The 23,804-nt window shown below is 69.7% G+C and carries 19 protein-coding genes; 5 read left to right on the top strand and 14 right to left on the bottom strand.

Annotated features, from left to right (window positions below; all coding sequences use genetic code 11):
- Positions 1-40: 40 nt before the first annotated feature.
- From WME79_RS49890 to WME79_RS49855, 8 genes are all read right to left on the bottom strand, one after another.
- Positions 41-544: a hypothetical protein gene (locus WME79_RS49890; protein ID WP_437530397.1), complete on the bottom strand. Its 504-nt coding sequence runs from the start codon at positions 542-544 to the stop codon at positions 41-43.
- Positions 545-1,337: 793 nt separating this feature from the next.
- Positions 1,338-4,886: a DVUA0089 family protein gene (locus WME79_RS49885; RefSeq protein ID WP_437530394.1), complete on the bottom strand. Its 3,549-nt coding sequence runs from the start codon at positions 4,884-4,886 to the stop codon at positions 1,338-1,340.
- 159 nt (positions 4,887-5,045) lie between these two features.
- Complete coding sequence (locus WME79_RS49880) at positions 5,046-5,687, bottom strand: NAD(P)-dependent oxidoreductase (protein WP_437530392.1); 642 nt, start codon at positions 5,685-5,687, stop codon at positions 5,046-5,048.
- Positions 5,688-5,789: 102 nt separating this feature from the next.
- On the bottom strand, positions 5,790-6,563 hold the full coding sequence (locus WME79_RS49875) for an endonuclease/exonuclease/phosphatase family protein (RefSeq protein WP_437530389.1): 774 nt from the start codon (positions 6,561-6,563) through the stop codon (positions 5,790-5,792).
- A 227-nt stretch (positions 6,564-6,790) separates the two neighbouring features.
- A complete protein-coding gene (locus WME79_RS49870) occupies positions 6,791-7,357 on the bottom strand; it encodes a cytochrome c maturation protein CcmE (protein WP_437530387.1) in 567 nt (188 codons plus the stop codon).
- A 362-nt stretch (positions 7,358-7,719) separates the two neighbouring features.
- Positions 7,720-9,429 (bottom strand): hypothetical protein, encoded by a 1,710-nt coding sequence (locus tag WME79_RS49865; protein WP_437530384.1) that lies wholly within the window; start codon positions 9,427-9,429, stop codon positions 7,720-7,722.
- A 147-nt stretch (positions 9,430-9,576) separates the two neighbouring features.
- Positions 9,577-11,136: an RNA polymerase sigma factor gene (locus tag WME79_RS49860; protein WP_437530381.1), complete on the bottom strand. Its 1,560-nt coding sequence runs from the start codon at positions 11,134-11,136 to the stop codon at positions 9,577-9,579.
- Positions 11,137-11,242: 106 nt separating this feature from the next.
- A complete protein-coding gene (locus WME79_RS49855; RefSeq protein ID WP_437530378.1) occupies positions 11,243-11,896 on the bottom strand; it encodes a sigma-70 family RNA polymerase sigma factor in 654 nt (217 codons plus the stop codon).
- A 474-nt stretch (positions 11,897-12,370) separates the two neighbouring features.
- On the opposite strand from WME79_RS49855, the gene WME79_RS49850 reads away from it, so the two are divergent.
- Positions 12,371-13,453 (top strand): hypothetical protein, encoded by a 1,083-nt coding sequence (locus WME79_RS49850; protein WP_437530376.1) that lies wholly within the window; start codon positions 12,371-12,373, stop codon positions 13,451-13,453.
- Positions 13,454-13,584: 131 nt separating this feature from the next.
- Here the strand turns inward: WME79_RS49850 and WME79_RS49845 are convergent, their stop codons facing one another.
- Positions 13,585-14,661 (bottom strand): hypothetical protein, encoded by a 1,077-nt coding sequence (locus WME79_RS49845; protein WP_437530373.1) that lies wholly within the window; start codon positions 14,659-14,661, stop codon positions 13,585-13,587.
- 503 nt (positions 14,662-15,164) lie between these two features.
- On the opposite strand from WME79_RS49845, the gene WME79_RS49840 reads away from it, so the two are divergent.
- On the top strand, positions 15,165-15,794 hold the full coding sequence (locus tag WME79_RS49840) for a LysE family translocator (RefSeq protein WP_437530371.1): 630 nt from the start codon (positions 15,165-15,167) through the stop codon (positions 15,792-15,794).
- Here WME79_RS49840 and WME79_RS49835 read toward each other — a convergent pair.
- From WME79_RS49835 to WME79_RS49815, 5 genes are all read right to left on the bottom strand, one after another.
- Positions 15,769-16,287 carry a hypothetical protein gene (locus WME79_RS49835; RefSeq protein ID WP_437530368.1) on the bottom strand — a complete coding sequence of 173 codons (519 nt, stop codon included), beginning with the start codon at positions 16,285-16,287 and terminating at the stop codon, positions 15,769-15,771. The genes WME79_RS49840 and WME79_RS49835 overlap by 26 nt on opposite strands.
- 54 nt (positions 16,288-16,341) lie before the next feature.
- Complete coding sequence (locus tag WME79_RS49830) at positions 16,342-16,521, bottom strand: hypothetical protein (RefSeq protein ID WP_437530366.1); 180 nt, start codon at positions 16,519-16,521, stop codon at positions 16,342-16,344.
- 48 nt (positions 16,522-16,569) lie between these two features.
- Positions 16,570-17,034: an alanyl-tRNA editing protein gene (locus WME79_RS49825; RefSeq protein WP_437530364.1), complete on the bottom strand. Its 465-nt coding sequence runs from the start codon at positions 17,032-17,034 to the stop codon at positions 16,570-16,572.
- Between the two features lie 205 nt (positions 17,035-17,239).
- Positions 17,240-18,025, bottom strand: coding sequence for a 2OG-Fe(II) oxygenase (locus WME79_RS49820; RefSeq protein WP_437530361.1), 786 nt, complete (start codon positions 18,023-18,025; stop codon positions 17,240-17,242).
- Positions 18,026-19,298: 1,273 nt separating this feature from the next.
- Positions 19,299-20,450: an AraC family transcriptional regulator ligand-binding domain-containing protein gene (locus WME79_RS49815; RefSeq protein WP_437540106.1), complete on the bottom strand. Its 1,152-nt coding sequence runs from the start codon at positions 20,448-20,450 to the stop codon at positions 19,299-19,301.
- 541 nt (positions 20,451-20,991) lie between these two features.
- On the opposite strand from WME79_RS49815, the gene WME79_RS49810 reads away from it, so the two are divergent.
- The 3 genes from WME79_RS49810 (at position 20,992) to WME79_RS49800 (ending at position 23,720) form a co-directional block, all read left to right on the top strand.
- A complete protein-coding gene (locus WME79_RS49810) occupies positions 20,992-21,657 on the top strand; it encodes a hypothetical protein (RefSeq protein WP_437530359.1) in 666 nt (221 codons plus the stop codon).
- A gap of 68 nt (positions 21,658-21,725) precedes the next feature.
- Positions 21,726-22,733, top strand: a complete 1,008-nt coding sequence (locus tag WME79_RS49805) for a S1 family peptidase (RefSeq protein ID WP_437530357.1) — start codon at positions 21,726-21,728, stop codon at positions 22,731-22,733.
- A gap of 138 nt (positions 22,734-22,871) precedes the next feature.
- On the top strand, positions 22,872-23,720 hold the full coding sequence (locus tag WME79_RS49800; protein ID WP_437530354.1) for a class I SAM-dependent methyltransferase: 849 nt from the start codon (positions 22,872-22,874) through the stop codon (positions 23,718-23,720).
- The last annotated feature ends 84 nt before the right edge of the window (positions 23,721-23,804 follow it).

Below are 23,804 nucleotides of genomic sequence, written 5' to 3'. Positions count from 1 at the left end.
GTCTCAGAGCCCAGTGAAGACCGGTCTCAAAGGCACGCCGTCACAAGCAGTGCGGGGCGAACGTGACCGGCACGGGCATCGACAGCGCGGAGTAGAACTGAACCGTGGCACTGATGTAGCCGTTGTAGTCGTTCTCCATCCCCACGAAGTTGCACAGGGGCGCCTTCTGGAGCCGTGAGGTGATGCCGGAGCTGGGCGGGAACCCCACGGTGTTGGGCGGGATCGGCACAGTGGGCAGGAGCGAGATGCTCCCGTCCGTGAAATAGAAAGAGTTCCAGTCGCAGTCGTTGTTCCCGATCGTCGTCTGCTGGCGAAGGAAGATGTTGGCGGCCACCGCGGCGCCCGGGCCCGCCACGACTCCCCACTTGCCCACGTAGCCGCACTCATCGTTCCACAGGGTGCCCGCTTGCTCGGCCAGCTGGAAGACGGTCTTACCGACCGGCACCTTCCTCAGCCCGGTCTTCATGGACACCTCGTAGTAACAGTCGTTCCGGATGGCGAAGGCGCTGCCCGAGATCGACGTGACGGTTGCGAAAGCGAGCACCCAACGAGCAAAATTCTTCATGAGAAATACCTCCGAGGAATCGAATCTGTGGTGAAGTTTGATGCAGATACCTATCCAGATCGTCACCCAAGGGATGCAATCCCCCGGGGCCTGCGCCAGGAGAGCGGTGCCCCGACGGGCGCGACGCACGTCGTCGTCGTCCCGTCACGGTCACGCTCCCGGAGGAACCCGCCCCGAGGTCATGACGCGAACAACAGGAGACTATTCTCCCCGCGGTCTCACGCAAGCACTTTTGACTGGCATCTTTCCGGTCAAAAACAGGACGGAGTTAGAACCATGGAGAATACCGGCACTCCTCGATTATGAACTCATGCCCTCTGCCTTGAACGCACCCCGCGGGCTCCTACATCCAGCCGAAGTATCACGCACCCGCGCCGAGAGAGGCAGTGTCCGGCGGCGCCGCGAGGCGCGGCCGAGGGCGGGAATCGCCGGGGAACGCCAGGGCGGGCGCGCGGCGCGCGGCGGCGGACGCGCGGGCCAGGTACAAGGCAGCTCCGTGCCGCCCCCGGCGCTCGGTCTACCTACCGACGCCTGTGGGTATGGCCCCCCCATGCGGCTCCGATGAGCACCGCGGAGCCACACCGCGCGGCGGCGCGACGGAGCGCGGCAGTCTCGCGATGATGGGATATCGAGACATCGAGTCGCCGCGCGGCGGCGGGTGCGTCCCGGCCTCCCGGCGGCGCGCGGCGTCGAACGCGCGCCGGCGGACGGGCGCCGTCCCGGCCGTATGGGACTGGCGGTGATCCCGGACGTCCGGCGGCGCCCGCGCTCCTCAGCGGAGCGTGACGGCCAGCCGGTAGTCGAAGAGGGCCGCGGTGCCCGAGGCGCCCGACGCGGCGCGGATGCGGAGGAAGTACCGCCCCGCCGGTAGCGCGTGAGCCCCGGGGTGGCGCGGGGCGTCCCCGGTGCCGTCGAGGATCGAGCAGTTGCCCCGGCCGCTGTCGTCGTCGTCCGCGATGAGCGAGCCCTCGGCGTCGAGCAGCGACAGCCGGCTGTCGATCTCGAGCGACTCGCACGCCTCCTCGCCGCCCTCGATGATCTCCGCGCGGATCGACCGGCCCTCCGGGACATCCACGGCGTAGAAGTCGAAATCGTCGGTCGTCCGCGCGCCGGCGACGAACACATCGGAGCCGACGGGTCCGCTCGCGGTGGCGACGGTGCCATTCGGCTCCTCCTCGGCGCCCGCCGGCGCGAGGATCTTGGCCTGGAGGAGGTAGAGCGGAAATTCCGCGCCGCCCTCGCGCGCCGCGACCTCGACGTCGTGGTCGCCGGAAGGCAACGCCACGACGAGCGCCGAGCATCCGCCGATGCCGCCCGCGTACGCTGCGTCGGAGAGCCCCTCGTCCGTCGCGACCGTCCCGCCCTCCGCGTCGAGCACGCGGAGCGTCGTGAGGAGGCCTCCCTCGCAGCCCGCCGCGGTGCCGTCGAAGACCTCGAGGCGCACGACCGAGGCGACAGGCAAGCTCAGGCGGAACAAGTCCCTGTCGCCGCCCGCGGCGAGGCTCGCCGCGAGGAGCGCGTCGCCCGAGATCACGAGATCGCTCGCCGCGGCCTGAGCGGGGGTGTCGTTCGGCTCGATCTCGGCGGTCACCGCCTCGAGCTGGCAAGCGGCGCTGCACCCGTCGCCGCCCGCGGCATTGCCGTCGTCGCACCCCTCCGGCGCGTCGAGGAAGCCGTCGCCGCAGACCGGGAGCCTCTCGCAGCGGGCGCTGCACTGCGCGCCGCCGTCGCACTCCTCGGCGCCCTCCCTCACGCCGTCGCCGCACGAGGCGTCGAGCGAGACCCGCAGCGTGTAGCGGGCCCCCGGCTGCTCGGGGAAGCCGCTGACACGGACATGGTATGTCCCGGGATCCAGGCGGCGCGCCGCGGCCCCGCTGAGGCTCCTGGAGTCGATGAGCGAGCAGGCGCCGATCCCGCCGTCGTCGTCGGAGGCGAGCACGGTCGACCCGTCCGGCGAGAGGAGGGAGAGGACCGTGTCGACGCCCTCGGCGCACCGCCCGGGGCCGCTCGAGTCGAAGGTCTCGAGCCGGAGATCGGAGACGGTCGTGAGCCGCAGGGCGAAGACGTCGACATCGCTGTCCGGCTCGATCGCGCCGGACACGAGCGCTCCCGGCGCAACAGCGCCGTTCGCCTCGGCCTCGGCAGGGGTCGAGTTGGGCTCGATCTCGGCGATCGCCCCCTCGATCCGACATGCGGCGTCGCAGCCATCCCCGCCTCCGGTGTTGCCGTCATCGCAGACCTCGGGCTCGTCGATGAAGCCGTCGCCGCACACAGGGATGCGCTGGCACGTCGCCCCGCAGGCGGCGCCGCCGTCGCACTCCTCCAGGCCCTCGACCACGCCGTCGCCACAGACGGCCGTTGTCCGCGCGCGCACTGTATATCCAGCGATGGAGTCTCCTCCAGCGTCCTGGACGCGCACGTAATAGACGCCCGGCGCGGTGACGGCGGCGCGGATACGGGAGCACCTGGCTTCGCCGCCGTCGTTGTCCTCGGCGATCACGGCCCCGTCGGGCCCGAGGAGCCGCACCACGGTGTCGATGCCGCGGCACGAGGTCGGGCCGGTCGCGTCGAAGGTCTCCACGTCCAGCTCGGCAAGGCCGGGGACGTCGACGGCGAAGAAGTCGACCTCTCCCGGCGGAGAGATCGACGCGGTGAACAGCGACCCCGCCGCGGTCGCCTGCCCCGCGGTGGCCTGGCCTCGCGCGTCGTTCGGCTCGATCTCCGGGAGGGTCCCCTCGAGCTGGCACGCGGCGCTGCAGCCATCTCCGCCCTCGGTCCCGCCGTCGTCGCACGCCTCGGCGCCGTCGATGGCTCCGTCGCCGCACACCGGGATCCGCGCGCACTCCAAGGAACACCGCTCCCCGCCGTCGCACGCCTCGCCCTCCTCGATCACCCCATTGCCGCAGAGCGAGGTGAAGGCGATGAGGAGGTCGTACCCAGGGATGGAGGCGTCGTTGTTGAACTCCTCGACGCTCACATAATACGTGCCCGGCTGGAGCCGGGTCGCCCTGTCGTCGACGCTCGAGTCGATGAGCGAGCAAGCCTCGGGGCCGCTGTCGTCGTCGCTCGCCAGCACCGTCGCGCCGTCCACGTCGAGCAGCTGGAGGAAGGTGTCGACTCCCTGGACACACTCGTTCAGCCGCCCGGGGCTGAACGTCGCGAGCTGGACGTCCGCGAGGCCCGGCACCTCGAAGGCGAAGACGTCGATATCGCCGAGGGGATCGATCGCCGCCGAGACGAGCACGTTCGGCCGGAGCACGGCGCGCCCCTCTGTCTCCGCCGCGGTGTCGTTCGGCTCGACCTCGGGAGTGCGGAGCTCCAGCTCACACGCGGCGCTGCAACCGTCACCGCCGGTCGTGTTGCCGTCGTCGCAGAGCTCCGGATCCTCCAGCACGCCGTCGCCGCACACCGAGGTAGCCAGCGAGAGGGAGAGCGTGTAGTCGAACGTCGCGGGCTCCGCTTCAGGGGAGATCTGCACGCGGACGAAATACTCTCCAGGGCTCAGCTTGCGCAGCGCCAGGAAAGAACAGTAATCGTCGTCGGCGACATCGTCGTTGTCCTCGATGCTCGCCAGGCTCGCGTCAAAGATCGTCACATGGGTATCGACGCCGAGCGAGCTGCACGTCGTGCCCAGCGGGCCATCGAGCGTCTCTGCCTTGATGCGCCCGACCGCCCCCTCGGGGACGGTCACCGAGAACACGTCCACGTCGGATTCGGGGTCGATGAACGCGCGGATTCGACCGCCGGGCGCGATGGCGAAGGCGTCGTTGGCCGACGCGAATCCGTCGTTCGGCTCGACCTCACAGCCGGACTCGACCTGACACGCGCGCGAGCAGCAATCGCCGTCCTTGTCGCCGCCGTCGTCGCAGGTCTCCGAGCCGCCCAGCGCGCCGTCGCCGCACCCGCTCGTACAACCGCTCGGCGCGCCGGCGCACGCGAACCCAGGCTCGATCGCGCAACCCGGATCGCACCCGTCGCCGGCCGTCCGATTCCCATCGTCGCACATCTCGGCAGGAGCGCTGACCGCGCCATCGCCGCACACCGCGCCAGGCGCGCCGCCCTGTCCACCGCTGCCGCCTTCTCCGCCATTACCGCTTTCTACACCACTGCCGCCCTCTCCACCGCTGCCGCCCTGTCCACCGCTACCGCCCTGTTTACCACTGCCGCCCTGTCCACCGCTGCCGCCTTCTCCGCCATTGTCGCCAATTGCGGGCGCATCGATCTTGCTGCGGTCCGCTGTGGCGAGCAGCTCGCACCCGCTCAGGGCGATCAGCGCCAGACCGAGGAACAATGGGAGAGCGGTCCTGGGGGAGAAGATCATGTATTCTGAGGCCTCTGCTCGGCAGCACCGCGAGGATCACGGCGATCGCGGCATTCGCGGCGATCACCGCAGGCGCGCCGCAGGCTGGCCACAACGGCGGGGGCGGCAGCAGACCGATGCTCCGCGGCTGCGTCAAGAGATGACGACCGCGCCTCGCCCTCAGGACGTCACGACGATCGCCTTGCGGAGGTATTCGTCGCTGTCCACCTGGGAGAGCATGAAATACGCCAAATCCTCTCTCGAGATCGTGGGACCGCCAAAGAGGTAGCCCTCCGGCGGCGAGGGGTCGACTTCGGCGTGGCACTCCTTGGTGAGCCGCCCATCGGTGAGCTTGGGGACGCGCACGACGGTCCAGGCCACATCGCTCCGGCGGAGGGCCTCTTCCATGCGCAGCATGTCGGAATACCTGTTGCGGAGCATCGGCTTGACCAGGAGCCGGAACCAGAGCGCAGGCTGCTGCTCCTCGCCGATGCCCGCCGCAGTGACGGCGATCAGGCGGCGGACGCCATGCTCCTTCATCGCGCGCAGGACGTGGACGATGCCGTCCGAGTAGACGCGCGTCGGACCCAGGCCGCGTGACCCCAGGGTCGAGAGGACGGCGTCGTGACCGGACACGGCGCGCGACACCTGCTCAGCATCCATGATGTCGCCGCGGAGCGCGCGCAGCCGCTCATGGTGCGGGACAGGGATGGTGGCGGGCGTACGCGCGAATGCCGAGACCTCGTGTCCAGCTTCCAGCGCCTGACGGATCAACGCGGCGCCCGTGCCGCCGGTCGCCCCCAAGATCAGCAGCCTGCTCATGTGCCGCCAGCCTACCCGGTCCGCCGCAGCAGGTACAGATTGCGCGCGAAGGCCTGATCCATCGAGTTCCGCTGGAGATCCGGGCGAGCGGGGCCCCGCCCTTCAGGAGCCGAGCCGCAGCCACGCGGCCACGCCATGGTGATCCGAGCCTGAGAACGGCGCCCGCTCGCAGCGCGTGATCGCCCACCCCTCCCCCGGTTGAACGAAGACATAATCGATGCGGCGCAGCGGCAGGCCCGCGGGCCAGGTGCCGCCGACCTTGCCCGGGTGCGCCTGCGTCCAGGCGTCGAGCCAGGAGCCGTTTCCGGCGCTCGCCTGGAGATAACAGACCGCCTCCTCGCTGGGGAGCGCGTTGAAGTCGCCCATCAGCACGGCGCCGTGGCTCCCCGACTTCTGACGCTCGCGCGCGGCGAAGCTCACGAGCTCGCGGACGGTGCGCGCCCGCGCGCGCTTCGACAGCGAGAGGTGCGTGACGAGCACGTCGACCACCGCGCCGGCGTGCCGGATCGCGGCGCGCAAGACGACGCGCTGGCTGTCGCGCTCGAACGGATCGTCGCGATCGAGCGTGAGCGCCTCCACGGAGTGGTCGAGCACCTCGATGTCCTCCCGGCAGAGCAGCGCGACCCCCTCGCACTCGCCGCCCGCGGCGACCCTGCCCGGCGCGAACCAGGCCCGGTATCCGCCGGCGAGCCGCGAGAGCTCCCCGGCCTGGCCGAGATCGCCGCTCGCCGCCGGCGCGTGCACCTCCTGGAGCCCGATGAGGCCAGGGCGCAGATCGCCGATGAGCCTGGCCAGCATCGTCCGGCGCCGCTCCCAGAGGGCGACTCCCCCCCAGATGTTCTGCGTCAGGACGACGAGATCGCGATCTTGGCTCAAATGCCTCCTCCTCGGGCGTCGGTCCGGGGATGTCTCTTAACCAGCTTGTCGAGGAGGCTCAAGGTCCCGCGAGCGAGCCAGTCAGCGGCTTGCCAGAAAGCGGGGAGATGGGTCCGGGCGAGTCGGCGCCACGCGAGGCGGCGCCCTTGGGCGAGTCGGCGCCGCGCGCGGCGGCGCCTTTGGGCGAGTCGGCGCCACGCACGGCGGCGCCTTTGGGCGGGGAGCGCTCAGTTGAGCGAGAGCGGGCCCGCGCCGGGCTGGGCGCCGCCCTTCATCTCGTGCGAGTTCGGATCGTACTTCGAGGTGCACTTCGCCATCACGAGGCTCGCCTCGAAGTCGCCGCCCTGCGAGAGCGCGCCCTCGACGGTCACCTGGACGCCGCCGCTCGGGACGTCGCGGAAGGTGTCGGGGATGACGCACTGGGCGTAGCGCACAGGCAGCGCCGCCTGCGTGCCGTGGATCTGGAAGCGGTACTCGCAGGGCGAATCGCGCTTGACCAGCGTGCCGGGAACGAGCTCGCCCTCGACCCGGACCTTGCGGCCGGCGAGCTTGTCCTTCGACGCGAGCAGCTGGTCGACGGGCGTCGCGTAGACGGCCGCTTCCTTGAAGCCGACCAGGAACAGGGCGACGAGCGCGCCCACCATGACGAGCAGCGTCGCCAGCAGGCCGAGGCTGCGCGACGGGCGCGCCTTCGGCGCCGGGCTCGCCGCGACCGGCTTCACCACCGCGGGCGTATCCTGCTGCTCTGCAAGAGACAGCGCCTGGGCCAACTCGTCGTCCAGCTTCTTGCTCATCGTGGGTCCTTCACGCACAGGCTAGCCCGCGCCCCGCGGCCGGTCGAGCACCACCTGCACGGCCTCGGGCCCGGCCGGCGGCGTCCTCCGGCTGCAGCGGACAGCCCTACCGGAGATCTCCCTCGCGGGCGGACCCGACGAACCCGTGCGCGCGCTCGTGGAGGGTCGAAGCGCGGGCCGTGTCGTCGGACGCGAAGGCCATGCGGAGGCCGTCCGGCCCCTCGATGCCCCTGCCGCGCGCGCCCGCCGCGCCCGGCGCCGATGCGCTCGCCTCGCCCGAGCGTGGCGCCTTCGACCTCGGCGCGGACGAACGCCGCCGGCGCCGTCGCAGGCGGTCGGCGCGAGCGGCGCGAGCGCGCGGATCACCTGCGCTCGAAGGCGCCGATGTCCGGCTTGTCGCCGCGGCTCTCGCCCTCGAGGTCGTCGGCGGGCCCCGGCAAGGCGGCGTCGAGCAGCGGTGAGCCCGCCGCGGGCGTGAAGTCGTACGGCTCGGTGGTGGAGGTGAAGAGGGGGTCCGCCACCACGGAGTCGGTGTCGTGCCCCGTCGCGCTCTGGAAGGCGGCGAGATCTTCGGTGGTGCTCGTCCAGCGCGTCGCGCCGAGCACGCCGTAGCAGACGTTGTTGTTGCGCGCGGCGTAGGCGCTGTCCGGCAGACCGCTGTAGTCGAAGCAGCTGTCGATGCCGGAGCCCTCGTACACGAAGACGTTGTTCGTCACCGAGTGGTCCGTGCCCTCTTCTCCGAGCTTGATGCCGGTGACGTTGCCGTCCGTCTTCGCGTAGAGCGTGTTGTTGCGGACCGTGATCGCCTGAAGCGGGGAGTCGTCGGGCGCGACGCCCTTGTTCGGGACGCTGATCAAGACACCGCCGGCTTCCTGCTCCTGGATCACCAGGTTGTTCTCGATCAGGCAGTTCTGGCACGCGGTGACGCCGATGCTGACGCCGCCCATGTTGATCACGGTGTTGTTCCTCATCACCAGGCCGGAGAAGAACTCGGCGCTCGTGTGGCCGGGATCGGCCGTGATGCCCCAGCACCCGAGATCGGCCTTGCCCTTGTCTTCACGCACCGTGTTGCCCTCGATCAGGAGGTCCGTGAACATGCCGTGCACCACGAGCGACGTCGCGGCGCAGCTGCCGTTCACGAGGGTGTTGCGGTAGAGGTCGTTGCCCACCGCGAACATGCCGAAACTCTCTTTCTCGCTGCCGAAGTAGATGTGATGGTTCAGGACGGCGGTCCCGAACCCGTTGTTCTCGAAGCGCGTGTACGCGACGCCGCAACCGTCGCAGGCGCCGAGGTAGCCCTGGCTCGGGCAGTTCGTGATCGAGGAGTTCTGGACGACGATGTTGGTGCTGCGCCCGTCGCTGTCGGGATCCGGCGTGTTTTGCCCGGCGACCTGGACCCCGATGCTGAAGCCGTCGATGCTGACGCCGCAGATCAAGACGTCGTCGACGTCGTTGTAGAAGAAGAAGCCGGGCTTCTCGGGGTTGCCGCGGAGATCGAGGTTCAGGAAGCGGTACCCGCCGTCCGTGTTGGCGTTGCCGCCGTCTTCGATGTCGAACCCGTAGCCGGCCGCGACCTTGATGACCGGCAGCGGCAGCTCTTCGTTGTCCGACCAATCGGGATCATAATCGCGAGCGACGCACGGCGCCTCGGGCTTGCAGGCGCTGTTCGCCCATTTCTGCCCCATGGGCACGTCGAACACGCCGCCGCGGCAGAAGGCGACGGTGCCGCCGCCGGGGGGGAGCTCGTTGAAGGTGATGCTCGCCTTCTCGTAGGTCTTGAACGGCGACTCCTGGCTGCCGGGGTTCGCGTCGTCGCCCGCCACGCACCCCTCGGCCGCGCCTTCGCCGCAGTCGCAGATGTAATAGGTGTTGGCCGGATCCATGCCTATCTCCGGGCACCCACCGGGGCTCGGTACGCCGGGAATGGCGCCTGGGCCATTGCCTCCGCCGCCGTGAGCCCCGCCGCCTCCGTCGGACGAGCCAGACTGGGTAGACGCATCTTGCGAGCCTCCGTCGCAGGCCGCCGTCGCCATGACCGCTCCCACGATCAGCGAGTAAGTCCTCAGCACCATGGTATTCGCCCTCCCGAGCCAGGCTCGCGCGGGCGCCGAGCCCGAGGCTTACGCGAGTGTTCGGGAGCCAGGGAATCCAAACGCGATCAGAAAGTCAAGCGCCTCGCACCGGCCGTCTCCTCTGGTTGACATAGGAGGTGACGGCCCTCATGGGCTGTTGATGGCCGCCTCGATGGCGGGGAGAAACACGGCGTGAGGGAACGCCGCGCGGAACCGCTCGGCTCGCGCGCGGGCGTCGGCGCGCCGCCCGGCCTGGACGAGGGCCTGGATGGCCAGCGCCTCGCGCAGCTGGACTCTCGGGCTGCGCGGGTAATTCCGCTCGTGCAGGGCCAGCACGTCGAGCGCCTCCGTCGCCTTCCCTTCGCTGAGCGCAAGGCCGGCGCTGCTGAGCAACGCGCTCTCCTCGGTCGTGTCGTGCTCGCTGGGCGGAGCCGCCTTGCGGGAGGGGGCGCGAGACGGCGCCGCGGCTGCGATCGCCACGGCCGCCGGAGGCCCAGCGTTCACGACGGCGTCGGCCACGGCGAGCTCGCCCGCGGCGCGCCCGGCCCCGGCGCGCTCGGCTCGCTCGGGCGCGGCGCCTTCGACCCCGGCGCGGACGGACATCGCCGGCGCCGCAGCAGGCGGCGGGAGCCCGGCATAAACCACGCCGGCGCCCACCCCGGCTCCCCCGAGGAACAGCGCCATGCTTGCCATGATGAGCCTGGTTCGCGCGATCGTGATGACCGGCGGCGTACGCTTCTGCCCGGTGGCATCGGCGACCTCCACCACGTTCGCGGAACGGCGCCCGTGCGGCGGGGAGGCGCCTGCATGGGGCTGTGCTGCAGGGCTGTCGGAGAGGCCGTCCGTGCCGCGGGCCAGCGCTCCGGTCGAGGCGAGCGACCGCTGGAGCTGCGCCCACAGCGGCCCTGCGAGCTCCTGCGAAAGGCCGAGCCGGACCCTGCCTGCGTCGAGCAGCATGGGTCTGTCGGCCAGGGCGAACGGCATCAGGGCGAAGCGCAGGCCACGAAGGCCGAGCGCGTCCGGGTCCCGCGCGGTCAGCCGTTTGACCGCGGCCGTGAACTCGCTGCGGGCGCGTCTCAGCCGATCCCATGCGGTGTTCACGGGGATCTGGAGGGCCTGCGCGATATCGCGCATATCGCTCCCCTCGAGGTCGTACAGCACGAACACCGCTCGTCGTTCCCTCTCGATGCGCTGGATGAGCTCGCGGACGATACGCTGGGTCTCGGCCTGTGCGACCCGGCGCTCCGCGTCGAGCCCAGGGTCCGCGAGCTCGACGGGCTCGGAATCGTTGAGCGCGAGCAGCTCCCGCTGGTTCCGGGCGAGCGCCCGGTGGCGAAGGGCGACATTGGCGCTGATCCCCGCGATCCACGGTTTGAGAGACAGGCGAGGATCGTGGTCCTTGAGGCGCCGATGAACGACGAGAAACACCTCGTGCGCGACATCGTGAAGATCTCGAGACGCAACGCCGAGCCGCCAGAGCACCACGAGAACGTAGGGGAGCAAGGTCTGGTAGACCTCCTCGAACGAGGGCCGCGGGGGCGAGCCGATGGCGGGCGCAGGATCCCGATCGGGTGCGGCAGCAGGCTCTGGGTCGGGCGCAGGCGTCATCTCCGGGACGGGAGCGGGCGCCGCCCCCGGGGCAGGTGCAGGCGCCAGCGCCGGGGCGGGCGCAGGAGGGGACGCTGGGCGCGCTCGGGGTTCTTTCATGGATAGGTAATCCGGCGAGGCCGCCCGGATCGTTGCGAAATCGTACACGGGCTCGACGCGACCGACCGAGCGGGCACTGAACGGAGCCCTCACCCCGGCGCCGGCGTCACCGAACGTCGCCATCACCGAACGGCTGCCTCGGTGAGGCAAGCCTCTCGGCCAGCGCCCTCCTGGCGCGACGCAGCCGGCTGGCGGCGGAATTGGGGTTCATGCCGCGCGCTCGCGCCCAGGCGACAAGGCTGAGGCGCCCGGCCGCCGCGAGGAGGACCTCGCGATGGCCCCTGGGGAGCGCGGCGACCTCGCGGAGCGCGGCGCGGGCAACGAGCTCTCCCTCGATCTCGACAGGCACCTGGCCGGCGGGCGAGAGGGGCGCGCTGCACAGGATCTCGCAGCGGATGCAGGCGCGCTCCCGGTAATGGCACACCTGGCGCCAGACGACGCCGTGCAACCACGCGCGCAGCGCCGCACGCGGGTGCCGCCGTGGATCTGGGCGATACCTGCGCGCTCGGATGGCTTCCCAGGCGCCGAGGAGCACCGTCTGGAGGAGATCCTCTCGGTCACGGGCGGGAACGTGGAGGGCACGGAGCAGGACGGCGACGAACGGCCGCTCGGCACAGAGGGCCTCAGTCGAGGGCGAGACCACCGGGTGGAGCGCCTCGTTCGGCGTGCTGCGTGCGCGGCGGCGCGTCCGGGATCCCGGCGCATCGGACGACAGGGGGCGGCCCTGCCGCCAGGGAGAGGTCAGCAATGGGGTCTTCATCGGAGCGACTTCCAGGACTGCCCCGCTTCTCGCTGCACAATCGACGGGCCGCGTACGCGTGGGGCGCCAGAGTGCTCGTTCTGGCGCCTGGCGGGAGACGGGCGCACGACGGGGACAGCGCGAGCCCTCATGAAGGGCGATGTGGGCTGTCGCTTGGCAAAAGATGAGAAAAGTATCTCGCTCTTCGTAATGCGATCGAAGGGGGGTGGTATGCCCCGGGGTTGAGCTGGTGGCGCCCCGGGGTCCTCTGGTAACGTGGCCGCGCTTACCGCGGCGCGTCCTCGACGACGCCGCAGCTCATGAGGAGAGGCGATGGCGGCGCGGGCGCGACGTTGGCAGCGTGGGATCGTGGCGATTTGCTGGGCGAGCACGCTCGGGCTCGGGGTCGGTGTCGCGTCCGGCGGATGCGGGTCGTCGACCGCATACCTGTGCCCGTGGGATGAGGACCAAGGACCCAAGGGAACGCCTTGTGAGGTGCTCGAGCCCCCCGACGCCGGCGGAGCTGGCGGGTGCGGCGCTGGTGGCGATGGCGGCAATGACTGCGCGGCCGAGGACGACACGGACGTCGCTATCGCGTCCGATTTCGGCGACCTGATCCCGCCAGCAGAGGTCTGCGCAGGGCAGTGCGTACCGAAGGAGCCGCTCGGGTGGTCCGAGCCCGCGTTGCTCTGGATCGGCTCCCTCGACGGCGTGCCGAGCTGCCCTGCGAACGCGCCGATCGTCGGCTACGAGGGCTACGCGGATTTCGCGGCTCCGGCCCTGCACCAGTGCCCCGCCTGCGCGTGCGATCCGCCAGAGGCGACCTGCGAGGCGCCGGTGGAATGGAGGGCCTACGCCAGCTTTCCGTGTAGCGGCCCCGAAGCTCCCGCGACCTCCTTCGCTGCCCCGGAGGGGTGGGATGGGACCTGCACCTCGGTGAATGCCGTCGCGGCCGGACGGACCTGCGATGACGCCCCGTGCGTGCAGTCACTCGCGATCCAGGCGCCTCGCGTCGTCTCCGCAGGTTGCGCACCGAGGGCCGCGGAAGCGCCGGAAAACCTCGACGAGCCCGCGACGGCGGGGAGCTTCGCGATCGTTGCCCGGGCGTGTACCGGCAACGCGTCCCCCCCGTGCGCAGATCCGGGCATGACCTGCACGCCGGCGCCGCCGATCGGCGACGCCGCACCGCCGGAGGGGTTTCTCACGTGCATCCATCACGAGGGAGAGCAGTACTGCCCCGCCACGTACCCGGACCGGCATGTCTTCTACGCCGGCGTGGAGGACACGCGCGGCTGCGCGCCTTGCGGCTGCACCGAGCCCACCGGAGCGACGTGCAGCGTGCTGGCCTCTGCGTTCAGCGACGCAGGGTGCTCGCAGCTCGTTGCGGCCCAGGTGATCACGGCTGACGCTTCCCACTGCGGGACGGTCGCGACCGGCACAGCGCTCGGAAGCAAATCGGTGAACGTCATCAGCCTCGATCCCGGACGATGCGAACCGTTCGGCGGCGAGCCGGTCGGCAGCATCGCGCCGACCGCAGCGGCAACATTCTGCTGTCACCGCAATTCTGTACCGTCGTGAGTCGGTGGCGCGTTCCGGCGCAACAGCGACCTCGCCACGGGGGGTGGCAGTCGGCGAGGAGCGCGCCGCACGCGCTCGCAACCATAGCTCCCGCGGACGCGTCCGAGGCTTCGCGAAACCCGCACGGAGGCTCAGAAGAAAGCAACCAGACGGAGCGCCACCGCCTCCGAAACGGGCGCCGCGGACCACCCTTCGCCATGGAGCGGTCGAAAGTGCGTCCGATGTATGTTGATCAAGAGGTCGCCGCTGAGCTGCCCGGCTAGGCGGGCCGAAAGCGGCACCTCCAGCCCCGCACGAAACCCGAGCCCTGCGTAGGGCAGCGCGAACTCCCGGCCGGTGCTGTCCCTGACGGTCCACAGCCCGCCTGCCGTGGCGAGGGCGCAGCCGAAGAACCAGTCCGCGTGACCGCAGGGAACCACTGAGCCGCTCAACCCCGACACACCGATGGTCCAGCCGCGGTAGGGCTCGGCGTCGATCGGAAGATCCCCGCGGGCCTCCAGCGAGAGCGAGAACCTCTCCCAGCGGGCGCCGGCGAACCCCGAGAACCCGACCGCCACCGACGGCGCCACGCCGGCGCCGAGCAGCACCCCGGCGCCCACCTGGAGGCGCGGACGATCCGGTGGCGGCCTCGGGCGCGGAATGGGTCGAGCCGGCGCAACGACGGGGTGGGGTAGCTTCGAGGCCGGCGCCTCGGGCGGCGCGTCCGGCGAGACGGGCGGAGCAGCGCCCCTCGGCGCCGACGGGGGCGGCGATCCTGGCGGCGGCGAGGTGGGAACGCTCTCCGGTGCCGGCCGTGGTGGCAGCAACGGGCGCATGACGGCGCTGAGGGAAAGGCCGATGTCCTCCACGAGCACGCCGCAGATCGCGCTCGAGTGCTCCTGGCAGCCGAGATCCCGGCCATCGCGGTCATGAAGCGCGATCGTTCCCTGGAAAGCCGTCCCCTTGCGCCGGATGACCACCTCGATGTGCCACGCGCCGTCGCCCACGAACGGGTCGACCCCGCCGAGCTGGCTCGCGACGATCTGCCGGAGGCTCGGCTCCTCGGGGCACCCCTCGGTGCCAGGCCCCCGCGTGTAGGACAGGCGCGCGCCGCGCGGCGAGACCTGCGCGAGCGCCACGGGAGCCGCCAGGACGAGCGTCGCGGCGAGCGACAGCGGGGCGCGGTTCATTCTCCGGATCCGGTCGTGGGTGAGGAGCGGGCCGGACATGAGCGGAGCTCCCTCATCCGTCATCCGTCGTCATCCGTACGACTTCCGGAAAGCTCTCCCGGTTTGTTGCGAAATCGTGCACCGGCACCGAAAAAGAATGCACGAGGTTTACCGGCGACATTTCCCCCGAAGCTGAGAGCGATGTCACCTGGAATTGGAACTGGAGCGACGTTGCGAGGTGACCGGCGAACGGCGCCGTCCTCGCGCGATGGGTGGGATGACCGGTCGCCTGCCGGCGGGCATGCGAGGAGCAGCGCTATCCGATCGGGTCGGGCTCGGCCTCGCTCATCAGACCTGGCTATCGGGCGGGCGATGACCACCGGCGTCCCCCCACGCCCCGCCGCATGCCGGCCGGCGTCCCCCCACGCCCCGCCGCATGTCGGAGGGGCCGCGCTCCCGATCTCCACGGCCGCGGAGCACCGGATGCACAAGCTAGCGTGTCAAGGGACAGGACGGTCGCCGACCTTGACCGTCAACTCGCTTGGCTTTAGGGAGCCCACGAAATGCTCGCGCCCCTGGTTCACGCGTACGGAATATTCCTCCTGGCCCTCGTCTCACCGGGGCCAGATTTCGCCGTCACCGTGAAGAACAGCCTTACCCGTGGGCGAAGAGCCGGACTGCTTTGTGCCGCGGGCGTGACGCTGGCCAACTCACTGTACATCCTCGTCGCAAACCTCGGGGTGGGGGCCGTCATCGCCGGTTCTCCTCACGTGTACACTGCCCTGGTGTGGGCGGCGTCCATCTATCTAGGGTACCTGGGGATCCGCCTCTTGCTCTCCAAGAGGACCGCACCGCCTTCTGATCCGCATCAGGAACCGCCTTATCGCGGCAAGGGGAGCGCGCTGCGCTCCCCGCTGCTCGAAGGCTTCCTGGTCAATGTGCTCAACGCGAAGGCGATCCTGTTCTGGGTCAGCTTCTTCGCCCTGGTGCTCCGAGAGGCGCTGCCCATGCCTGTCCGCGCAGGCTTCGTTGCTGCGATGATCCTGACGCTCCTCGGCTGGTTCTCCTTCGTCGCTCAGGCGCTCTCTCGGCCGCGGGCCCGAAAATTCTTCTTTGAGCACGAGCTCGGCTTCAATCGCCTCATGGGGCTTCTACTGATCGCGCTGGCTATCCGGGTGGGCGCGACGACGTGAGGAACCGTTCGATCTTTCGGATCCTCATCTCAACATCCTCGATACACTTCGCAATTTCTCGCCGATAGTCAAGGCGCCAGGCTTCCTCGGTGATTCGGTGCCCTACCCGCCAGAACACCACGTAGCTCATGAGCACAGACAGTTCGCGCTTGATGTCGAGGATATCAGGCACGAACGCCGGCTCGGCCAGGCGAAGCAACATCTGAGCTCCAATCGAGTACAAATGGAAAAAATTCTCTTGCACGACGTGGCGCTCAGCGTCCAGGTAGAAGAGCTCCGCCGCGTTCTCGACGATGGGCCTGGAGTCCACGTAGGCAATACAACGGTTGGCCAGGGCACGCAGCTCTTCGATCTCGGCGCGAAACAGGTGCCCCCCGTCAATTTCATCCTCTTTTCTCCATCCTTCAGCGAGGCGATAGCCGAGTCCGCGAACATTTCGGATCACCTGTAGCGCCAGACCAGCGCGCAGCAGATCCTGCCGAGCCCCATGCACGATCTTATGAATCGTTCGCTCGAGGCTCGCTGGAGATCCAACGGGATAGACCGCTCAAAAATGAGCGAAGATCGCCTCCAGCGAGGCGGTTTCAGGATGGAGGCTCGCGATGAACTGGATGAGCTCGCTGTGCAGCACGCTCTTGAAGCGGTGCTCGAGTCCATCGATCCAAAATACGACGTCACCGACCACCAGACGTAGCTGCTGGGCGCCATCAGGGCACGACAGCTTCACGACCCCTCGCCGCAAGCTTCGGTCCGTCGAGCGACTCATATTCAGGAATCAGGGAGGTAGCGCGTCATAAGCGACGCGAACACGGTTCCCTTTCCTCTTTATGCTCAGGACTCGTATAACGGAGATCTCGGACAGAGCTCGCACGTGGGTTCCGCCGCAGGGTATCGCAGGGAAGTCCCCTATCTGGATCTCTCGCGAGCTGTACGGGTCACCCGTCACCTTGACCTCGATGGGTTTTGAGAGGAGCTCTCTCAAGCGTGTCGATAGCTCTGTAGCAAGCCCATCAAAGCCGGAAGCTTCCGCCTGCCCCTCGAACTCGACGCGCGCTTCTCCTGGCCACTGATGACCGGCCACGGCGGTCAATCCATGCTGAAGGCTCTCCAGCACCCCGGCGATCAGGTGCCCGGACGAATGGTAGACCGAATTCAGCGTTCGCCAGGCGGAGTCGACTGCGAAGCCGTAGGTTCCTCCGACGGAGAGGCCCGCGAGCGAGTCCACGAAGTGGTCCACCATGCCGCCATTGTGAGCCACATGCAGCACGCGAGCCGAACCAATGGTCCCTCGATCGGACTTTTGACCACCGCCCTGAGGGTGGAACCAGGTCTCAGCCACTCGGACGACGTGACTCTCACCTGCGATGAGCTCGGTCACGACAACATTCCCTGTCGCATCGGCCCGCTCTAGATAGACCTTTTTTGTACTAGATTCCATCCCCCGCCTAGCTCCACATCATCAACGTCTGGTTGACACCCTGGCTCGCCACGAAGCAGGACCAGGTAACGCGCTCGCCCTGGCGGGATTTTTCGACCGCATGGACGAGGTTCGAGTTGAACAAGATAAGCTCTCCCGTCCTGGGAGAGATGCGGACGGGATCGTGTGCCAACATCGATCCATGAACCCCGTAGCTTCCTAAGATTCCCGCGCGCTCGTACTCCTCACGGGACAGTGTCATCGGCCAGATCAGCAAGTCACCACCGCCCTGAGGCATCTTGAGGTAGATATTCGCCGCAAATTGCCCCTCAACCCTTTCAGCCTCTTCAACTCCCGGCGCGTCCCAGGCGAGGACGTCTTGATGCGGCTCGGCGCCCACGCCTGCGCCGAAGAAACGAGCCAACCCGACGAACATCTTCTTTCCTTGCAGGGTTCCAAGCCTCGAGCCACTTGGCCAAATCTCGTCGAGAACGAGGCGAAGCTTATCGATCGGGCTGAGGTACGGCTCGCAGCACAGCCGCATCTCACGAATCCATTCGACGGCCCTTGCGTAATAAATCCTCCGAAGCTGCGCTGACGCAACAGACTCAAAGAACGCTTGGCCAACGCGGGCGATCTCAGGTGCGTTCACATATCTCCCATACATATCAGATCTTCGCATCCGGGCAGCAACCTGGACACAGATATCCTCCGGATAGAAATTCGGGACGCGCAGCGCAACGACCTCGCCTCCCATCAACGCGACGAGCCCTTCTTGATTCAGCAGATTCGAGACCATTACCGCGGGTTTCATGTGCTCCCCCCAGTCCTGTTTCCGTGTCCGACATCGGCGTCGACCTGGGATATTGTAAACAGGAGCTAGGTAAGACTCTCTTCCCGCAACGTTCCGGGCGAGGTCACCGCGAGGACCTGGAACGGAGCTAGACGTTCGAATCACCGCAAGAGCCCGTCGTATCTTTCAGAGCTCGTCCGGCACCGCTGCCGCGCGGACGCTCGCTCCGCTGAGCGCATACCATCTGAGCTGAGTGGCTCGGCATCCAGGCCCGGCATGGAGCGTCACAGCGCCCTGACATTGGGCCCGGACATCGGGTGCTTCGGAGGCTGCTCCCTCGCTTGTTCGGTTCTCGCGGCTTGGGATCCAGGTGTCCCTGACCCACGGTCCAGCCGGAGGCCCACAATCGCGGATCGCGATCCACCATCGGTGCACCTCACCCCTCGTGGCGTCCTCTCTGCCATTTCCGGACCAACCGCGAGCGTGCGGCCGGTGCCCGCGCTAGGCTCGGCCGCCGCCCCGAGCAGCCACGCGGACAAGGAGAAGACCCGAGCGCGAACGAAGGACGCATCGCCCCCGATCCCCCCGATCCGTGCTCCCCTGCCCTGCTCGTCCCGCTCGCCTGCGACGCGAGTGCGTGCTCCGGCAGCTCCCTGCGGGACTCGCCCGCACAGACCGGCACCGCGGCGCACGCGCTCGGCGGCAGCTCGGCCCCGGCCTCGGAGAGCGCGCCCTCGACTGGCGCCGCCGCGACCGCCCCTCGCGAGCGCGGCGCCCCCCGGTCGCACACCGCTCGGCACGGCGGCGGTACAGCCCTTCCCGTTCCTCCTCACCGAGCCGTCGCTCGACGGCCGCTCGGTGCTGTTCCTCTCCAAGGCACGCCAGCCGGCGTCCCCTCACGCCCCGCTGCACGCCGGCTGGCGTCCCCCCACGCGCCGCCGGGTGGAGTCCGGCACCGCTGGCCTTCCGGGCACACGAGGCGCGGCCCCGTACCTCACCCGTGGTGGCGCCGCGTCGAGCTCCACCGAGGCTGAGCGCGCGCTGCGCTCCAGGGCACCGGGACCGACAGCCCAGCTCACGTGTTCGTCAGGCTGATCGCTGGGCCCCCCCCCGGGCCACCGGAAAGCCTGGAGGGCGACTTGTGCCTGCGGCACGCCGATTCGCCGCATTGCACGCTCCGCACCGCGTCCGAACCGCTCTTTCGCCCCATGAACGAGCCGCCGCGACGTGCGCGCTCCCGCCGCTTCGGCTCGCCGCGCCACACTTCATCGCGCAGCGAACCAGCTTCTTTTACCTACGCGCCGCGCCGCGAGGCCATCAGAGTCTCGTCATCGCGCGCCATGCGCTCTCGTGGAGCAGGCTGCGATTCGTCGTTCTGACAAGGCGTTCCTGCGCGTGAAGGCGTGTGGTTCGATGGTGGGCCGTGGCGATGCGCGCCTGTGTCGCACATGGACGTGCCGCCCCGTCCCGCCGGCGGCGAGGCGGCGCCCTCGGCCACGGCGCCGGGGGTCAGCCCCGTCCACCGCTTGAACGCGCGGTGGAAGGCGCTCGGGCTCGAATAGCCGAGCTCGTGGGACACGACCTTGGGCTGGGCGGCGCCCAGCGCCTGCCGCGCCCGCTCCAGCCGCAGCTCCTGCAAGAGCTCGCGGTGGCTGACGTGCGCCGCGGCCAGGCGGCGCTGCAGCGTCCGCGCGCTCATCCCGAAGCGCTCGCCGATGCGCGCCAGGCCGGGGTCACCCGCGTCGAGCGCCAGCGCCAGGGCGTGCCGGAAGGCAGAGACGAACTCGGTGTCCTGCGTGATACGCTCGCGGGCGCCGAGGCGAGAGAGCGCCTCCTCCGCCTGCACGACAAGGATGCTCATGAGCCGCGGATCCTGGCTGGCGATCGGCGCTTCAGCGATGCCGCGATCGAAGACGATCTCGTCAAAACGGCCTCCGAAATGCACCGGGACGCCGAGGACGTCTTCATACGTGCTCGCCGCGGCCAGGGGCGCGTGCGCGAAATGGATCCGGCGCGGCGCATAGGCCGGACCGAACAGCGCCCGGGAGCGCGCGACGATCAGCCCGAGCAGCAGCTCCGAGAGCGAGGGGACGCCGCCGGGAGCGTCGTGACGGAACCGGAAGCTCTGCCCGTCGGATTCGGTCCAGACGCGCCCGGCATCGGCGAGCAGCGGCAGATACCGCGTCAGGTGCGCGAACGCCTCCGCGCCGGTCGTGCTCGCCACCGTGAGGTAATCCAGGATGTCGAAGCTCCCCAGGGGGAGCTGCCGGGCAGCGCGGAGGCCCAGGAGAGGACCAGCCGCCCGGTGGTCGGTGAGCGCGCTCCACACGCGGCGGACCATGGCGATGGACACGCGAGCGCCCCGCTTCTCCAGAAGACCGCTGGGGAGGGCCATCGCACGCCGAACCTCCTCGGCCTCGAGCCCGTCTCGTGCTGCCGCTGTCACCAGCGCCCGCAGGAGCTCCGTGGATCCCGAACCTTGAGCCGGCACGATCGCTGATTATGTGGGCGTGTCGCGAAATGTAAACCTGCCGCGATCCATCCGGCGATACCCCAGCCGACTTGGCATCCTGAAAGCCTGGGGCACCCGCCACCGGCCCCCCCCCGGGCCGCGCCACCGATGACCTGCTCCGACCATCGCCAGACACGCGCTCGATCGGCTCGACCTGAGCCTTACGTGGATGCAAATTTGCGATACCGTGGCACGATGGCGCATTCTGTACATCGCCTGTCGCGAAGTGGAACTCGAGCCCTCGCGAGCGCGTGTTACAGCTTGTCGTAGCACCGTCTCGGCCGGAAACGCTCGCCGCGAGCGGGATGCCTGGACAGGGCCGTTCACCGCAGCAGTCCAGCGGCGAGCGGCGCCTGTCGCCTGCTGAGCGCTCGGCGGAGCCATGTGGCATCGCGCGGATGCCCCGGCGCGCCGAGCGCACCGCGGCGATTGCGCCGGGCGGCGCTGCAATCACGAACCCTTCCAGGAGATCCGAATGAAGAAGAAGCTTGCTCTTGCCCTTTCGATGCTGATCGCGACGCTCTCCGCTGCTTGCGGCTCGGGCGACACCACGGAGACGGAGAGCGACTCGCCCGCGCCGCAGGCCGAGGTGACTTCGGCCGTCACGCCGGACCTCTTGCTGCGGACGGTGGAGAACATCGGCGCCGAGCTGGAGGCGCGGCAGGCCTCCGGGACGCTCTCGGCCGAATGGGCCGAGGCCTGGTCCAAGGCGCAGGCCATGCGGAAGCAGAGCCAGATCCAGACCTTGATCGAGCTCCTCCAGGAGGGTGCCTCTTCCGGAGACCTGCTCGCGGTCGGGTCGGACACGATCGAGCTCTTCTTCCAGTCCTACGATCCCGTCCTGTTCGAGATGGAGCGGCAGCACGCGGGCGGAACCCTCGACGCAAGACTCACGGAGCTGCGCGCGCGCTGGCTCTCTGTCGCGGAGCAGGTCGTCGAGTCCGGCGACTCGTCCCAGAGGGCGTCGACGTACTGCTGCCGCGCCAGCGTCTCCTTCTCGGACAACTGGAGTTGCCACCAGTTCAACACGATCGGGGTCTGGGCGGCGGCGAAGTGCTCGGCGTTCTTCGCCGGGGTGCCGGTCGTGGACGGCATCCGCCTGTCGAAGGCGTCCTGCTCCAGCATCCAGGAGTGCCAGTAACCGATCCCGAGGGCGCGGCGAGCCGGGCACCCGAGCCCGGCTCGCCGTGAGCCCGGAGCCTTCGTGACATGAGCTCACGCCTCGTCGCTCTCGCCTGCGCGGCCCTCGGCGGCCTGGCGGGGTGCTCGGACGCCCTGCCCGGCGACCCCGTGGAGGAGCAGTCTTTCGCCATCAAGGACGGGAGACCGGCGACCCCAGACGCCCTCTTCGGCGCGGTCGCCGTGCTGGACAGCGACGGTGTCCAGGAGTGCTCGGGCGTCCTCATCTCACCGACTTGCGTCGTCACAGCGGCCCACTGCGTCGTGCTCCAGGACGAGGTCACCGGGGAGCTCCTTGCCGAGCTCGGGCCAGCGAACCTGCGGGTGGCGGCGGGCGCGCTCGACGTGACGGACGCGCCGCCCGAGCAGACCTTCCGTATCCGCAAGGTCGTCCGGCACCAGGGCTTCCCGGCGCCTGGCACGATCGGCGCGAGGGAGCTCGCCCGGGCGGAGGACATCGCGCTCTTGCTGCTGGAGACCCCCGTGCAGACGATACCCCCGGTTCCGCTGGTCCCGCCCGAGGCGCTGGACGACCTGCTGGACGAAGGCGTACCGGTCGTGATCGCTGGTTACGGCGCCCGGGGCGAGCCTGGCGAGCCCTCCGGCGCGCTGTACCTCGGCGAGACGCCCTTCCAGCAGCGGAACGCGACCGAGTTCTCGGCCGGCGCGCCCGGGTCGCCGGACAGCTGCCCTGGTGATTCGGGCGGGCCTGCGTGCCTCATGATCGCTGGAGAGCCGCACCTCCTCGGCATCAGCGTCCGGGCGCTCGGCTCGCCCGCCGGCGCCGACTGCGGAGACGGCGGGATCTACACGCTCGCGCCCGCATACGGCCGCTGGATAGCGGAGAACGCCGACGGAGAGGCGCCCGTCACGGGCGACGGCGAAGCGCAGGCGGCGGGCTTCGAGGGAGACCCGCCGGGCGGGTGCGCCGTTGGCCGCGCCGGGCGCTCCATGGCCCCGAGGGGCGCCGGAGCGAACGGCGCCTTGATGGCGGGCGCCATTGCGATGTTCGTGCGGCGATCCAGGGCACGCCGGTGAGATTTGCGCGCTCGGCGGCGCTCGATCCGCCGACATTGGCAGTGGATGTTCCCAGTGGCCAGGAGAGAAGGCAGCGGATCGACGATCGCGCCCATCCGCAGGCTTGCGGGTGATGGATGCGCCGTTATCGTTCCGCGCATGAAGCCTGGGCGCGCAAGCCGGACCGCGGAGCTCGTGTGCATGGGACGTGCAGCGGCGCACGGCGCGACGACGGTGACGCGGTTCTCCGATCCAACCGCGATGGCGCTCCTGCCCGACGAGGCGCGAGCCCGCGTCGAGCGCTTCCGTGCAGGCGTCACGCCGAAGGGGCTACGCGGGCGCCTCGGCCGCGCGTACCTCGAGCGCCAGTCGAAGGTGATGGTCGCGCGCACGGTCGCGATCGACGACGCCATCCGAGGTGCCGCGTCGCCGCAGCTCGTCATCCTCGGCGCCGGCCTCGACGGCCGCGCGTGGCGCATGCCCGAGCTGCGCGACGTCGTCGTCTTCGAGGTCGATCACACGGACTCGCAGCGCGACAAGCGATCGCGCGTCGGGGCGCTCTCCCCGTGCGCGCGGGACATCCGCTGGGTACCCGTCGACTTCGAGCGCGACGCCCTCGACGGCGCGCTCGCGAAGGCGGGCCACGATCCCGCGCGCCCGACCACCTGGATCTGGGAGGGCGTGGTCATGTACCTGACCCCGGCCGACGTCGAGGCGACGCTCACCGCCATCGCGCGGCGCTCGGCCGCGGGCAGCCGCCTCGTCATCCTCTATCACAGCCCCGCGCTCAGGCTCCGCGTGATCGGCCTGCTCGTGCGCTGGCTCGGGGAGCCGCTCCGCTCCGCGTTCACCGCCGACGCGATGCGCGCGCTCCTCGCCAAGCACGGCTTCGGCGTCACCGCGGACGAGGACGCCCACGGTATCGGCGCCGCGCTGTCTCCCGACGTCAGCCGCGCGACGATGGTGGCGAAGCACCTGCGCATCGTGACAGCGGATCGCCTTTCCTGAAGCGGAGAGCGCGCCACGCCGCCCGACAGCGACCGCGCTCTACTTCCCGAGCCGGGAGGCCGCGCCCTAGCTGCCCACGTTCCA

It is taken from the genome of Sorangium sp. So ce726 (assembly GCF_051521405.1).
Taxonomy (GTDB): Bacteria; Myxococcota_A; Polyangia; order Polyangiales; family Polyangiaceae; genus Sorangium.
This window is presented reverse-complemented; position numbering and strand designations above follow the sequence as displayed.

What these genes read in the sequence shown, in the direction of transcription:
- WME79_RS49885 (WP_437530394.1), bottom strand. Translation starts at nt 4,886, where the DNA reads ATGATCTTCTCCCCCAGGACCGCTCTCCCATTGTTCCTCGGTCTGGCG.
- WME79_RS49880 (WP_437530392.1), bottom strand. Translation starts at nt 5,687, where the DNA reads ATGAGCAGGCTGCTGATCTTGGGGGCGACCGGCGGCACGGGCGCCGCG.
- WME79_RS49870 (WP_437530387.1), bottom strand. Translation starts at nt 7,357, where the DNA reads ATGAGCAAGAAGCTGGACGACGAGTTGGCCCAGGCGCTGTCTCTTGCA.
- WME79_RS49865 (WP_437530384.1), bottom strand. Translation starts at nt 9,429, where the DNA reads ATGGTGCTGAGGACTTACTCGCTGATCGTGGGAGCGGTCATGGCGACG.
- WME79_RS49860 (WP_437530381.1), bottom strand. Translation starts at nt 11,136, where the DNA reads ATGAAAGAACCCCGAGCGCGCCCAGCGTCCCCTCCTGCGCCCGCCCCG.
- WME79_RS49855 (WP_437530378.1), bottom strand. Translation starts at nt 11,896, where the DNA reads ATGAAGACCCCATTGCTGACCTCTCCCTGGCGGCAGGGCCGCCCCCTG.
- WME79_RS49845 (WP_437530373.1), bottom strand. Translation starts at nt 14,661, where the DNA reads ATGTCCGGCCCGCTCCTCACCCACGACCGGATCCGGAGAATGAACCGC.
- WME79_RS49840 (WP_437530371.1), top strand. Translation starts at nt 15,165, where the DNA reads ATGCTCGCGCCCCTGGTTCACGCGTACGGAATATTCCTCCTGGCCCTC.
- WME79_RS49825 (WP_437530364.1), bottom strand. Translation starts at nt 17,034, where the DNA reads ATGGTGGACCACTTCGTGGACTCGCTCGCGGGCCTCTCCGTCGGAGGA.
- WME79_RS49820 (WP_437530361.1), bottom strand. Translation starts at nt 18,025, where the DNA reads ATGAAACCCGCGGTAATGGTCTCGAATCTGCTGAATCAAGAAGGGCTC.
- WME79_RS49810 (WP_437530359.1), top strand. Translation starts at nt 20,992, where the DNA reads ATGAAGAAGAAGCTTGCTCTTGCCCTTTCGATGCTGATCGCGACGCTC.
- WME79_RS49805 (WP_437530357.1), top strand. Translation starts at nt 21,726, where the DNA reads ATGAGCTCACGCCTCGTCGCTCTCGCCTGCGCGGCCCTCGGCGGCCTG.
- WME79_RS49800 (WP_437530354.1), top strand. Translation starts at nt 22,872, where the DNA reads ATGAAGCCTGGGCGCGCAAGCCGGACCGCGGAGCTCGTGTGCATGGGA.